Below are 14,185 nucleotides of genomic sequence, written 5' to 3'. Positions count from 1 at the left end.
AATTGGTTACTACTCATTCGAGAACGTTAGAGTAAGCAATAGTCATCAGGAGAAACGCAATGGCATTATGGGGCGGAAGATTTACCCAAGCGGCAGACACTAGATTTAAAGAGTTTAACGATTCGTTGCGTTTTGACTACCGATTGGCTGAGCAAGACATCGTAGGTTCAATCGCATGGTCTAAAGCTCTGCTTTCTGTAGATGTTCTATCGGCAGAAGAACAGCAAAAGCTGGAACTTGCTTTAAACGAGCTGAAGTTAGAAGTGATGGAAGATCCTCATCAAATTCTTCGCTCAGATGCAGAAGATATCCACTCGTGGGTTGAACAGCAGCTGATTAGTAAAGTGGGAGATTTAGGTAAAAAACTCCACACTGGGCGTTCTCGTAATGACCAAGTAGCGACAGACCTAAAACTTTGGTGTCGTCAGCAAGGCCAGCAACTGTTGATTGCTTTAGATCGTCTGCAAGCACAAATGGTTCATGTTGCTAAGCAGCACCAAGGCACTGTATTGCCTGGCTATACTCATCTTCAGCGCGCTCAACCTGTCACCTTTGCTCACTGGTGTTTGGCTTATGTTGAAATGTTCGAGCGTGACTACTCTCGTCTGAATGATGCCTTACAGCGCCTCGACACTTGTCCACTTGGCTCGGGTGCTTTAGCTGGCACGGCTTATCCGATTGATCGTGAACAATTAGCTCATAACCTTGGTTTCCACCGCGCTACGCGTAATTCACTCGATTCGGTTTCGGATCGTGATCATGTGATGGAACTGATGTCGGTGGCCTCGATTTCTATGTTGCACCTTTCTCGTCTTGCAGAAGATATGATCTTCTACAACTCAGGGGAGTCTAACTTTATTGAGTTAGCGGATACGGTGACGTCTGGTTCGTCATTGATGCCACAGAAGAAAAACCCAGATGCACTTGAGTTGATCCGTGGTAAGACAGGGCGTGTCTATGGCGCATTATCGAGCATGATGATGACAGTGAAAGCCCTACCATTGGCGTACAACAAAGACATGCAAGAAGATAAAGAAGGGTTGTTTGATGCGTTAGACACATGGAATGATTGCATGGAAATGGCAGCGCTGTGTTTTGATGGCATTAAAGTAAATGGTGAGCGTACGCTTGAAGCTGCGAAGCAAGGGTATGCGAACGCGACTGAGTTAGCTGATTACTTAGTGGCGAAAGGCATCCCATTCCGTGAGGCGCACCATATTGTGGGCGTGGCGGTGGTAGGGGCAATTGACAAAGGTTGCGCGCTGGAAGAATTGTCTCTGCAAGAGCTAAAAACCTTCTCTGAGGTGATTGAAGATGATGTGTATGACATTCTGACAATAGAGTCTTGTTTGGAAAAACGTTGTGCGCTGGGTGGTGTTTCGCCTCACCAAGTCGCTTATGCGGTAGAGCAAGCGGATAAACGTCTGAGCCAGCGTGACAGCTCGGCAGTGAAAGTGCGTCCTGCACGTTTGACGGACATTGAAACACTAGAGGGCATGGTGGCTTATTGGGCGAACCTCGGTGAGAATCTACCCCGCTCTCGTAATGAGCTCGTGAGAGATATTGGCTCCTTCGCGGTGGCTGAGCATCATGGTGAAGTGACAGGTTGCGCTTCTCTATATGTGTATGACTCAGGGTTGGCTGAAATACGCTCTCTTGGTATCGAAGCGGGCTGGCAAGGCCAAGGGCAGGGCAGTGCAATCGTAAATCACTTGGTTGAGAAAGCACGTCAAATGGCGATCAAGAAGGTCTTTGTCCTCACTCGAACGCCAGAGTTCTTTATGAAGCAGAGCTTTTTACCAACATCGAAGTCGCTGTTGCCAGAAAAAGTCTTGAAAGATTGCGATCAGTGTCCACGTCAGCACGCGTGTGATGAAGTGGCGCTAGAGATCAATTTAATGGAGCAAGTGATCCAAAAATCGCATGTGGCATGAGCTGAAATTTCGGAGTGATTTTATTAGCATTCAATGACATAGTTATTTTCTGATTCACTTACATCAGTATTTGCTAAAAAAATCGAAAAAATTTGGAACCTTTGAGAGGAAGCTCGGTCTATTAAAGTACCACTGCTTTTTCTTAGAAGAATCTAAGAGAGCCCCAGAACTGATATTGGTTTTGGGGCTTTTTTCTATCTGCCACTTTACTCTTTTTTATCCGTCTCTTTTCGTCCTCGCCTACGTTGCCACGGCAAGATGACAAAACGCATCCATAAGTGCAAAAACAATAAAATATTGAAAGCGAAACCAGCAAAGATCAAAGCGATCGACTCGATGCTTTGTGGATCATCTTTGAACGCAAACCACCACACAATCCAGCACAGTACCGAAAGCACCGTTAACTGATCCAAGCATCGTTGGCAACGCCCAAGCTTTTTCCAAAACCAATGTTCCTCGCAACGGCGACAAGTCATAGTGTTTTCCAAGGCATCAGTGTTGCTTCAGATTATATACCCAACACAAAGAGAGAAAGCGTTTTTTGTCGCAGCTTAGAGCGCAGGAACACAACCAAAAATGGAAAGTTAGCTTTGTAGAGCTTATGTGGCACGTGATTGATGTATGGTGCGCTGTCAGTCTTTAATAGGAAAAATAATCATGTCGACAGAATTGAAATTTGCGCTGAGTATCGCTGGTGGCTTTTTTACGATCGGTGTAGTCGCGATCATCATGGTAAGTCGTTACGCAATGATGGCAGTGTAGTACTTATGTAATCGCCTCAAAGTAGTCAACAGAAAGCCTCGTTAATCACGAGGCTTTCTGTTTTGTTTGGTATGTAAAGACTGGCTCGATTGAGCATGAAAGCGTTAGCAACCAGGCCCACAGTCAAGGCAATGTTTCACCATTTCTGGCCCTAAGTGTAGTTTTGCATTCAAATCACGTAGAGCGGTGCGGACACCCTCTTCGATCACTGGATGATAGAAGGGCATATCTAGCATCTCAGAAATCGTCATTCTATTTTGGTGTGCCCAAGCCAAAAGATGCGCGAGGTGTTCTGCGTTCGGCCCCATCATCTCTGCACCTAAAAAGCGTCCAGTACCTTGCTCGCCATAGACATGTAACATCCCTTTGTTTCGTAGCATGACACGCGAACGTCCTTGATTCTCAAACGAGACTTCGCCAGTAACAAAACAACCACAGCTTCCTAAGCGAGTTTCCAGTTGTTTGAAAGTTTCACCGACCATAGCTATTTGCGGATCGGAGAATACAGCTGAAATTGGCGAACGACGCAGACCTGCACGAATATCCGGGAAACGACCAGCATTGTCACCAGCAATGCGGCCTTGGTCAGCGGCTTCGTGCAGCAATGGAACTTGGTTACTTGCATCACCCGCAATAAAAATACTCTCTACGGAGGTTTGCAATGTGTAGTGATCTGCGGTTGGTACACCGCGTTCATCTAATGCCACACTGGTGTTCTCGATCGCCAGCTTATCTACGTTTGGACGTCGTCCAGTGGCTGCTAAAACGTAATCAACAATAAAGGTTTCTAATTCACCGTCGTGGTTAATGAATTTGATTTCAACTTTGTCTGCGCCTGCTGCATTCGATGAGGGTATGCGCTTCATGCTTTCTACTTTTACATCGGCATCAAGATAGAACTCTTCTTTAAAAGTTTTATCTGCGTAAGCCATCACCTCTGGATCTGTCAGTGGACCAACTTGACCACCAAGACCAAAGAGCTTCACTTTCACCCCTAGGCGGTGCAATGCTTGACCGAGTTCAAGACCGATCACTCCAGGGCCAAATACCGCAACGGACTCAGGCAAATCATCCCAATCAAAGACATCATCATTAATTACGAGATGGTCACCCAACTCATTCCAAGCTGCTGGATAGGCGGGACGAGAGCCCGTCGCGATCACAATCCGTTTTGCGGTGACCTGAGTATGGTCATCTATGATAAGTGTATGATCATCGGCAAACTTCGCGTAACCTGACAACTTGTCTTCTGCGGGAATATCATCGACGCTTTCAAGCACAAAGCCAACAAAACGATCACGTTCGTGTTTTACACGATCCATGACTTCTTGTCCGTTAATGCGTATTTCACCTTGCGGATGGATCCCAAATCCAGGCGCTTTTTCGATTTGGTGGGCACTTTCTGCGGCCGCAATCAACAGCTTAGAGGGCATGCAACCGACGCGAGCACAGGTTGTTCCGTAAGGGCCGCCTTCAATCATTACTACGCTATTAGTATGAGCTTTTGCTGCTCGATAAGCGCCAAGACCAGCAGTACCACCACCAATAATCGCTACGTCGACATTAACTTGTTTCATCGTGAACTCTCGCTTTTTGTTTTTAAGCCAAGCTAGCTACATTGAGCTTGGAGAGTGAATTGGGTCGTTGAATCTGTATAAGGAGTCACCTTATCGGTAGACGACTACTTATCTAGACTAGTAGAAGAAGTGAGTTAGGGTTGGCCTCCGAGCCAAAGGCACCGGAGACCGAGGGTGTAGGCTATGGACAGCTTAGCCTAGATACGCTTCTAGCTCTTCGCTACCGCCGATGTGCTTGCCACCGATAAAGACTTGTGGAACAGTCGTGCGACCAGATATAGCTCGTAGACTAACTGTCGTTGCGTCTTTACCCAGAATCACTTCTTCATATTGAAGACCGTGGTCAATCAGGTTTTGTTTCGCTTTCATACAGAAAGGGCAGCCTGGTTTAGTGAACACCGTGATGGATTCTTGCGTTTTGTAGTCAGGCGCTATGTAGTTCAGCATCGTATCTGCGTCTGACACCTTGAATGGGTCGCCTGGTTCGTTTGGCTCAATGAACATTTTTTCCACTACGCCATCTTTTACTAGCATGCTGTAACGCCATGAGCGTTTACCAAAGCCGATGTCGTTTTTATCCACTAACATGCCCATGCCATCGGTGAACTCACCATTACCGTCAGGAATGAAGGTGATGTTTTCTGCTTCTTGGTCTTGTTTCCATGCATTCATCACGAACGTATCATTGACTGAGACACAAATAATCTCATCCACTCCGTGCTCTTTAAATACAGGGAACAATTCGTTGTAACGAGGTAGATGGCTTGATGAACAGGTTGGAGTAAATGCACCCGGTAAGCTAAATACGATAACGGTCTTACCTTTAAATAGCTCATCAGTCGTTACATTCATCCAAGAGTCACCTTGACGAACTGGAAAAGTAACTTGAGGGACTTGTTGACCTTCTTTAGATACAAACATAATGATTTCCTTTAACTATTTTAAATTATGCGTATAGAGCTTAGCGTTTTTCTTTGCTCTGTTTCGTTCTGTTGAGCCCATTATTGTAAAAATCCTTTGATAGCTCTAATCGTTTGGTGTTATGGTTTTGATAGGTATTAGCTATTGTTAAAAGAAGCGAATTGTGAGTTATGAATATTCGAGATTTTGAGTACTTAGTTGCACTTGCGGAACATAAGCACTTTCGCAAAGCGGCAGAAGCATGTTTTGTTAGCCAACCAACATTGAGTGGACAAATTCGTAAGCTAGAGGATGAACTCGGTACCACGCTTTTAGAGCGAAGCAGCCGTCGCGTTTTGTTTACCGATTCAGGGTTGCAGTTGGTGGAGCAAGCTAAGCGTATCTTAAGTGAAGTGAAAACTTTTAAAGATATGGCGAGTGGTCAGAGCGGAGCAATGACTGGGCCTATGCATATCGGTTTCATCCCGACGGTAGGTCCGTATCTACTACCCAAAATTCTGCCGCAGATAAAAGAAGCATTTCCTGAACTGGAGCTGTTCCTGCACGAAGCTCAAACACATCAGTTGGTGCGTCAATTAGAAGAAGGTAAATTGGACTGCTTGGTCTTGGCTTCGGTTGATGAAACGGCACCTTTTAAAGAAATCGAAGTGTATAACGAGCCGTTAAGCGTAGCGGTGCCATGTGATCATGAGTGGGCCTCTCTCGACCATGTTGATATGTTGGAGTTGAATGGTAAAACCGTTTTAGCGCTAGGAGACGGTCACTGTCTGCGTGATCAAGCGTTAGGTTTCTGTTTTGCTGCCGGAGCGAAAGACGATGAACGCTTTAAGGCAACCAGTTTGGAGACACTGCGGAATATGGTCGCTGCTGGTGCTGGGATTACGTTATTGCCTCAGCTTTCTATCCCCAATGAGAAACAAAAAGATGGCGTGTGCTATGTACCAGCCGTTAACCCTACGCCTTCGCGCAATATAGTCCTTGTATATCGCCCGGGCTCACCACTGCGTGCAAGGTTTGAAGCTTTGGCGGCGAAGATTAAAGAAGTATTGGCTTCTTATCCTTCATTGAACGCCGCGGCGTAAAAGCCGACATAAAAAAGGGAGAGCGAATGCTCTCCCTTTTGCTTTAGTGATTTAGAACAGCTCTTCTGCACCAGAGCCGGAAGAATAAATACTGTCTTCCAAACGGTCTCCAGCGTATTCGGTAGGCTCAGTGCCTTTTTCAAAGTATTCGAACATCGATGTGCTGTCTACTTTGTGCGTTAGCATGCCAGTGTTGCGATCAATACGAACACGAATGATGTTATCTGGAATATTTTTACCTTGCTCAGGTGTTTCTTCTAGTGCAACGCGCATAAAGTCAATCCAAGCGGGTTCTGCGGTTTTCGCACCCGATTCAGCACCGGAAATTTGGCCTTTGCCTAGGTTGCTATTAACCGTTGTGCGACCAAGGGCGCGTGAGTGATCATCAAAACCAACCCAAGCAATGGCAACAACACCAGGACCATAGCCGTTGTACCAAGCATCTTTGGAGTCATTCGTTGTACCCGTTTTACCACCGATATCACGACGCCCCAGTTTTTGTGCACGCCAGCCAGTACCGTTCCACCCCGTACCTTCACGCCAGTTACCACCACCCCAAATGTTGCTGTACATCATCTCACGCATCAAGAATGCGTTTTGCTCAGAGATAACTTGTGGAGCATATTGAGGTTCATCATTTTCCAGTGCGTTGTCTGTTGCCAAACCATCAATCGCGACGTCTTGTTCGCCAAACTCATCGGCATAGCGATTGTCTGGCTCATCGCTCATTTGTGGGCAATCCTTATGACAAACGCTTTTTGGATTCGCTTTAAACAGCACTTCACCGAATGCATCTTCCACGCGTTCTACGTAGAACGGTTCGACGTAATAACCTCCGTTCGCAAATACAGAGTAGCCTTGTGCCACTTTCATTGGTGTTAAGCTACCAGCACCGAGCGCGATGGTCTCTGAACGTGGTACTTGGTTAATATCAAAACCAAAACGAGTAAGGTACTGACGAGTTTCATCAAGGCCTACTTCACGCAGCGTACGCACTGCCATCACGTTCTTTGACTGAGCTAAGCCGAGGCGAAGGCGAGTTGGACCGCCATAGGTTGGTGGTGAGTTTTTAGGTCGCCAAGCCGAACCAGAACCTGCGTCCCATTTGTTAATCGGCGCATCGTTGATCAGAGTGGCTAAGGTAAGTCCCTTGTCAATTGCAGCTGAGTAGATAAATGGTTTGATACTTGAGCCAACCTGACGCACGGACATAGTGGCACGGTTAAACTTACTATGAACAAAGTTAAAGCCACCCACTAACGACAATATCGCACCATTTTCCGGGTTCATCGCGACAAACGCGGTGTTCGCTGTTGGCACTTGGCTCAGTTTCCAGCTTTGTGTCGTGTTGTCATCTTCATTGGCTTCGCTCACTTCGCGAACCCAAACTTGTTGACCCGTCGCTAGCACATCATGCGCTGATTTTGGTGTTGAGCCTTGGCGGTTTTCGGTGATGTATTTACGTGCCCAATGCATTCCAGTCCAAGGAATGGTCTGCTCTTCATGGTTTTTAACCCAAACTTGTGCAGTCTTATCATCGACTTTTGTCACGACGGCAGGATAAAGGTCACCATAAGTTGGCTGCTTCTTAAGGTGCTTTTCTATTTGCTCGCTGTTCCAAGCGGTTTCACCTTCTTTCCAAAGCACTTTCTCCGCACCGCGGTAGCCGTGACGTTCATCGTATGACAGCAGATTATTTACCACGGATGTATTCGCGGCATCTTGCAGTTTAGAGTCCACCGTCATGTAGATATTCAAGCCAGAGGTATAGGCTTCTTCTTCACCGTACTCTTTCACGGCCCATGCACGAGCTAGTTCCGCCACATAAGGAGCGGAAAGTTCAATTTCAGCACTGTGGTAACGCGCCACGATAGGTTCGTTGCGTGCTTCGTCATACTGTTCTTGCGTGATGTATTTTTCATCAAGCATTCGCATTAACACGACGTTACGGCGTTTTGTCGCACGCTCAAGAGAGTAAATTGGGTTCATCGTTGATGGCGCTTTTGGCATCCCTGCGAGTGTCGCAAGTTCGCTTAACGTCAACTCATCAAGGCTCTTACCAAAGTAAACTTGAGCGGCCGCACCAAAACCATATGAGCGGTAACCAAGGAAGATTTTATTGACATAAAGTTCCATGATTTCTTGCTTACTCAGAAGCTGCTCAATGTGGATAGCAATGAAAATCTCTTTAATCTTACGCATGATCTTCTTCTCATTAGATAAGAAGAAGTTACGCGCTAGCTGTTGCGTAATGGTACTTGCGCCCTGCTTAGCGGAACCTGAGATCGCAACTACAACGGCTGCACGAGTGATGCCGATAGGATCGATACCTGGGTGTTCGTAAAAACGGCTATCTTCGGTTGCGATTAGCGCATGAATTAAGTCTTGAGGAATTTCATCATAAGTAACAGGAATACGACGCTTTTCACCGAACTGTGCGATCAGCTTCCCGTCTTGACTAAACACCTGCATAGGTGTTTGTAATTCAACGTCTTTTAGAGTTGCAACATCTGGCAATTCAGGCTTCACGTACTGATAGAAGCCAAATATTGTGGTGACTCCAAGAATTATGCAAATCAATGTTAAAAATAATAAACGCTTTATGAACTTCACCGGAGAATCCCTGATTGGTTGAGGCTGTGTAACGGCAAACCCTTGTACTCTTAGGTCAAAAATTTAGCACATAGAGATATTAACTCTTATTTGGGTGCTAATAACAACCTTTGCACGAAGAAATTTCGGAGCGAGAGTAAGAGATGGATAAGCTAATCGTTACCGGCATCGATATAGGCCATAACAGCCTCAAAGCCGTAGTACTTAAACCCACAGGCAACAATTACGCTCTGTTGGGTTACAAAGAAATATTACTAAAGGAAGGTATTGTCGCTGAAAATAACACTATAAATCATCAAGAAATTGTAAAGACCCTAAAGCTGATTAAAAAAGAACTGCCTTTTGGTGCTAAAAAGGTCGCAATTTCAGTGCCTGATAATTCGCTGATCAGTAAAAAATTGCAAATAGAACAAAACCTTGAAGATAGCGAAGTTGAGTTTGCTGTGATTCAGGCATTTTCTCATCAATCGCCATTCCCTGTCGAAGAGCTGAGTTTAGACTTCGTCCGTCTTCGTGCCGAAGATGGGTTGCGTGGGACTGATAACTATCAAGTGTTTGCGACAAGAAAAGATGTGGTCGATAGTCGCGTGGATGCATTAAAAAAATCCGGACTAAAACCCGTTTTAGTAGACGTGCATTCACAAAGTCTTGGTCATATCTGGAAGCTCACCGCCGATCGCTTTCCTGACAAAAATAAGTACTGCTTACTCGATATTGGCACCTCATCGAGCTCCTTTACCATGTTTACCGAACAAGGTGAGCTGTTTCACAAAGAGTTTGCTTGCGGCACTCGAGGAGCAAACAGCCCTGTTCAAGATGATTTGCTGTCCGATGGTGCTCAGGAGAAAACAGAACTGTTTAATCGCCAAATCGTCGAGCGGGTGAAACGTCAGATGCAGCTCTACACCTCAATTAATGGCTCGCAAAACATCAAGGGTATCTGGTTGTCAGGGGAAGGAGCTTCGACACCAATGCTCGCGGAAGAGTTATCTCAGCAACTGTCACTAGAGTGTGAATTGCTAAACCCGCTAGGGCTATTTGAGATGAAGGTGTCCAAACGTAAGCGTCGTGCCGCGGATTGGCAGCATTTCTCTACAGCCGCAGGACTCGCGATTTGTGGCATTCATTGGCTAGGAGGTGCGCGTGCTTTATCGCATTAATTTACTTCCTTGGCGAGAGAACCAAAGAGAAGAGCACCGACGTCGTTTCATTAGCTTGGTCGCGTTAGGCATGTTGGTCGCCATTGGTATTCAATGGGGTATTGGAAAGTTTTTTGAGTACCAACAAGATCAGCAGCAGGAGCGGCTTGATTACCTTACTCACTACATTGCTGAGCTCGACCAGCGTATTGAAGCAATGAAAATCGCCGAGCAAGAGCACAGCAAAATCCTCGAACGTTTAAAAGTGGTTGAAGGGTTACAAAACGGTAGAAACAAAACGACCGAGTTTATGAACTTGATGCCAGCCGTCATTCCTGAAGGTGTATATGTCGACAAGATCAAAATGAATGATCTGGAAATTGAGATCTCGGGGATCTCTGATAGCACTCCAAAACTTGCCACGATGCTGGACAACATGGAGCGTTCGGCCAAGTTGAATGATGTAGAAATGCACTCCATCGTCCACGGAAAAGCGCGTTTTGGAAAAGAGTTCCAAACGTTCAAAGTGTCTTTCATGTTCAAAGTGCCGGAGAAGAAAGTGGAGGCCCAGCATGGTTGATTGGCAGGATCTCGAAATAGATGAAATGGCAGAGTGGCCATTGTTGCCTCAGCTTGTGGTTATCGCGCTGCTGATTTTCCTCATTCAAGGTTTTGGCTATTGGTTTTACCTTAAGCCAAAAGAAGAGCAATTGAATAACTTGGTCCAGCAGGAGCAGACGCTCAAGGTAGCACTGAAGATCAAAGCGAACAAAGTAGCTGCATTGCCTCAGCTTCAATCTCAATTGGATGAACTCACCACGCGTTACGAGTTATTGCTACAACAACTGCCCGCGCAAAAAGAGTTGGCTACGATGCTCGCTTCGGTGAATGAACTCGGTATCGACAATAAGTTGACCTTTACCCGTATCGACTGGGGTGAAAAGCAATCAGAGCATTTCCTCTATCGTCTTCCTTTAAACATTGAGTTAACGGGAGATTTTCATGATATCGGACATTTTTCTCAGGCGATAGCAACGCTACCTCGAATCATCACGTTTAAAGATGTGACTTGGCAGCGTGTCAGCCAAGAAAGTGAAACTCTGCACTTTAGGGTACGAGCCAATACCTATCAGTTTAAGCCAGAGGAGACGAACAATGACAAGTAAGCATTTGTTACTGGTACTGATGGGGTCTCTGCTACTTGGATGTCAGGCGAATGATGAGTCATTAACGGATTTTATTCGAGGGGTTGAGAGTCAGGCGCGTCGAGATGTCGAGAAACTTAAGCCTGCAGATAAGTATGTTGCCGTCACGTACGCACCTGAAGTACAGCGTGCGCCCTTTGAGTTACCAAAAGAAGCCACGATCGCCACTCAGCCCGTTGCAAGAAAAGATTGCTGGCAACCGCCTTCAAGAAGGCGCACTGGCAAATTAGAAAAATTCCCATTAAGCCAATTACGTTTGAAAGGAGTTATGGGCATGGGTAATACGGTTTCTGGTCTCGTTCAAGCACCCAACGGCACCGTTTATAAAGTGAAGCCGGGGCAATACCTCGGACGCAACAATGGCAAAGTGACCCATGTCAGCCATTCCTATTTGTTAATTAATGAAACGTTGCCCGACGGCTTAGGGTGTTGGCAGAAGCGTAAAGTTAAGTTGGCTTTGAGATAGCCCCATTTATTTTTGATATTGAGTAATGAAAATGAGACAAGGATTAACACGTACACCAAGGATACTAACTGGGCTCTTCTCCTTATGGTTGTTTGTATTTTTAGCCCCTTTAGTGGCAGCAGAAGAAGTATCGTCTAATGCCTTAAAGAGTATCGATTTTCGCACTAATAAAGATAAAGACGCCGTTATTGTCGTTGAACTGGCGTCACCTGCCGCGATTGTTGATGTCAAACGCGTACAGGAAGGGTTAAGTATCGATTTGCTTAATACTTCGGTAAAAGACGAGCAACTGTATCTCCTAGACGTAAAAGATTTCTCGACTGTGGTTGAAAGCGTAGAGGTATTTCGCGATACCTCAACTACGCGCTTGGTTGCGCACATTAATGAAGAATATACGCATGATTACCGTTTAACGGGACGATTCTTGGAAATCAAAGTGGCTAAGATCAAACCCAATGAGAAAGCCCCGGATAAAAGCATTCTAGAAAAAGAAGGCAAGCTCATTTCGATTAACTTCCAAGATATTCCTGTACGTAATGTGTTACAGCTGATTGCTGACTACAACCAGTTCAACTTGGTTGTTTCAGACTCTGTAGAAGGTAACCTCACACTTCGTCTTGATGGTGTTCCGTGGCAGCAAGTGTTGGATATTATTTTGCAAGTTAAGGGGTTAGATAAGCGTGTTGATGGCAACGTGATTCTGGTTGCTCCAACAGATGAGCTTGATCTGCGCGAAAAACAGCAACTCGAAAAGCAGCAGCTAGAACAAACGATGGGAGAGCTTTCGTCTGAAATCATCAAGGTAAACTTCGCTAAAGCATCAGATATTGCAGAGATGATCAACGGAGAAGGGAACATCAGTATGTTGTCTGAGCGAGGCAGTATGACCATTGATGAGCGGACTAACTCGTTATTGATTCGTGAGCTACCTGAAAACATTGAAGTGATTCGAGAAATTATTGAATCTTTGGATATCCCGGTGAAGCAGGTTCAAATTGAAGCGCGTATTGTGACCATCAATGAAGGCAACATGGACGAGTTGGGAATTCGCTGGGGCTTTACCTCTATTAATGGCAATAACACGGTTGGTGGTTCTATCGAAAACAACCTGGCCACGATCGGTTTATATAACGGTGGTGGTGAAGGAGAAGACGGTGGTGACGGTGATGGAGTAGGTATCGATGACTTCCTAAACGTAAACTTAGCTGCAACCAGTCCAAACGCGACCAGCATTGCTTTTCAGGTTGCAAAATTAGGCTCAGACACCTTGTTAGACCTCGAGCTTTCTGCGCTGCAACAAGAGTCCAAAGCTGAGATTATCTCAAGCCCACGTTTGATCACTACCAATAAGAAGCCTGCCTATATTGAGCAGGGTACCGAGATACCTTATCTAGAGTCCTCATCAAGTGGTGCTACGACGGTAACGTTCAAAAAAGCAGTATTGAGTTTGAAGGTGACGCCACAAATTACACCGGATAACCGCCTTGTGTTGGATTTAAGCGTTACGCAAGATAGACCTGGACAAGTCGTGAAAACAGGTACTGGTGAAGCCGTTGCGATTGATACTCAACGTATCGGGACGCAAGTGTTAGTAAATAACGGTGAAACCGTCGTTCTTGGTGGTATTTTCCAGCACAGCATTACTAACTCGGTGGACAAAGTGCCTTTGTTAGGCGATCTGCCACTATTAGGTGCGCTTTTCCGTCGAAGTTATGAAAATGTTGGTAAAAGTGAGCTGTTGATTTTCGTCACCCCTAAGGTGGTGATTCAGTAGTTCTACCTCGTGAAAAACTGATTAAATCAAAAATAAAGTTGCAATAGTGGCACCATGCTTGGATAATTTCGGGTCTTATCACGAATTATCTGTGAGGAACTGGTGCCACAAGCCTTGTAGAACAGCGATTTAGCTGTGTTTTCTTGTGGCGATCTTATTGAATCAATGTTGTAAATTACTGCTAAACATGGCTGAGAAACGTAATATTTTCCTTGTTGGCCCAATGGGCGCCGGCAAAAGTACAATTGGTAGACATCTAGCACAGCAACTGCATATGGAGTTTGTTGACTCCGATACAGTGATCGAAGAACGCACTGGTGCAGACATCTCTTGGGTTTTTGATGTAGAAGGTGAAGAAGGCTTCCGCAAGCGTGAAGAAGCGGTACTTGAAGACCTAACACAAGAGCAAGGCATCGTGCTTGCGACTGGCGGTGGCTCTGTTAAGAGCAAAGAAAACCGTAATCGTCTTTCGGCACGTGGTGTTGTTGTTTACTTAGAAACGACGATTGAAAAGCAACTTGCGCGCACAAACCGTGACAAGAAGCGTCCTCTACTTCAAACGGACAACCCTCGCGAAGTATTGGAGCAATTAGCTGAAGAACGTAATCCTCTGTATGAAGAAGTAGCGGATTACACTGTTCGCACTGACGATCAGAGTGCAAAAGTGGTAGCCAACCAGATCGTAAAAATGCTAGAAGAGAGATAAGTTTTT

12 protein-coding genes are annotated in these 14,185 nt (G+C 45.6%); 8 read left to right on the top strand and 4 right to left on the bottom strand.

The genetic code is table 11. The features are described from left to right. The first annotated feature begins 59 nt into the window (after positions 1 to 59). Positions 60 to 1,934 (top strand): argininosuccinate lyase, encoded by a 1,875-nt coding sequence (gene argH, locus R2S67_RS20975; RefSeq protein ID WP_006742774.1) that lies wholly within the window; start codon positions 60 to 62, stop codon positions 1,932 to 1,934. A 206-nt stretch (positions 1,935 to 2,140) separates the two neighbouring features. Here argH and R2S67_RS20970 read toward each other — a convergent pair whose 3' ends face one another. The 3 genes from R2S67_RS20970 to R2S67_RS20960 form a co-directional block, all read right to left on the bottom strand. Further along, the gene (locus R2S67_RS20970) at positions 2,141 to 2,410 is read right to left on the bottom strand and encodes a DUF3624 domain-containing protein (protein WP_012841349.1); all 270 of its coding nucleotides are present in this window, start codon (positions 2,408 to 2,410) and stop codon (positions 2,141 to 2,143) included. Between the two features lie 390 nt (positions 2,411 to 2,800). Continuing rightward, positions 2,801 to 4,273: a dihydrolipoyl dehydrogenase gene (locus tag R2S67_RS20965; protein ID WP_317346942.1), complete on the bottom strand. Its 1,473-nt coding sequence runs from the start codon at positions 4,271 to 4,273 to the stop codon at positions 2,801 to 2,803. A 192-nt stretch (positions 4,274 to 4,465) separates the two neighbouring features. Next, a complete protein-coding gene (locus tag R2S67_RS20960) occupies positions 4,466 to 5,194 on the bottom strand; it encodes a redoxin family protein (protein ID WP_005395721.1) in 729 nt (242 codons plus the stop codon). A gap of 170 nt (positions 5,195 to 5,364) precedes the next feature. Here R2S67_RS20960 and oxyR point away from each other — a divergent pair, with 170 nt between their 5' ends. Beyond that, complete coding sequence (oxyR, locus tag R2S67_RS20955; RefSeq protein ID WP_005395720.1) at positions 5,365 to 6,276, top strand: DNA-binding transcriptional regulator OxyR; 912 nt, start codon at positions 5,365 to 5,367, stop codon at positions 6,274 to 6,276. Between the two features lie 51 nt (positions 6,277 to 6,327). Here the strand turns inward: oxyR and R2S67_RS20950 are convergent, their stop codons facing one another. Further along, positions 6,328 to 8,889 carry a penicillin-binding protein 1A gene (locus R2S67_RS20950; protein WP_048626702.1) on the bottom strand — a complete coding sequence of 854 codons (2,562 nt, stop codon included), beginning with the start codon at positions 8,887 to 8,889 and terminating at the stop codon, positions 6,328 to 6,330. 143 nt (positions 8,890 to 9,032) lie between these two features. Here R2S67_RS20950 and pilM point away from each other — a divergent pair, with 143 nt between their 5' ends. The 6 genes from pilM to aroK all read left to right on the top strand — a co-directional run bounded on the left by pilM (position 9,033) and on the right by aroK (position 14,179). Then, entirely contained in the window at positions 9,033 to 10,049 is a 1,017-nt protein-coding gene (gene pilM / locus R2S67_RS20945; protein ID WP_317346940.1) for a type IV pilus assembly protein PilM, read from the top strand. Then, entirely contained in the window at positions 10,033 to 10,608 is a 576-nt protein-coding gene (locus R2S67_RS20940; RefSeq protein WP_046874634.1) for a PilN domain-containing protein, read from the top strand. Before pilM ends, R2S67_RS20940 begins: the two co-directional genes overlap by 17 nt. Continuing rightward, entirely contained in the window at positions 10,601 to 11,194 is a 594-nt protein-coding gene (locus R2S67_RS20935; RefSeq protein WP_012841351.1) for a type 4a pilus biogenesis protein PilO, read from the top strand. Before R2S67_RS20940 ends, R2S67_RS20935 begins: the two co-directional genes overlap by 8 nt. Then, positions 11,184 to 11,699 (top strand): pilus assembly protein PilP, encoded by a 516-nt coding sequence (locus tag R2S67_RS20930; RefSeq protein ID WP_005395715.1) that lies wholly within the window; start codon positions 11,184 to 11,186, stop codon positions 11,697 to 11,699. The genes R2S67_RS20935 and R2S67_RS20930 overlap by 11 nt, the downstream gene beginning before the upstream one ends. A 25-nt stretch (positions 11,700 to 11,724) precedes the next feature. After that, entirely contained in the window at positions 11,725 to 13,473 is a 1,749-nt protein-coding gene (locus R2S67_RS20925) for a type IV pilus secretin PilQ (RefSeq protein WP_006742777.1), read from the top strand. Between the two features lie 187 nt (positions 13,474 to 13,660). Then, a complete protein-coding gene (gene aroK / locus R2S67_RS20920; protein WP_005381319.1) occupies positions 13,661 to 14,179 on the top strand; it encodes a shikimate kinase AroK in 519 nt (172 codons plus the stop codon). Positions 14,180 to 14,185 lie beyond the last annotated feature (6 nt).

The organism is Vibrio sp. T13N, assembly GCF_032970445.1.
GTDB classification, from domain to species: domain Bacteria; phylum Pseudomonadota; class Gammaproteobacteria; order Enterobacterales; family Vibrionaceae; genus Vibrio; species Vibrio diabolicus.
The sequence above is the reverse complement of the archived record's forward strand: the minus strand, read 5'-3'. Positions and strand labels throughout refer to the sequence as shown.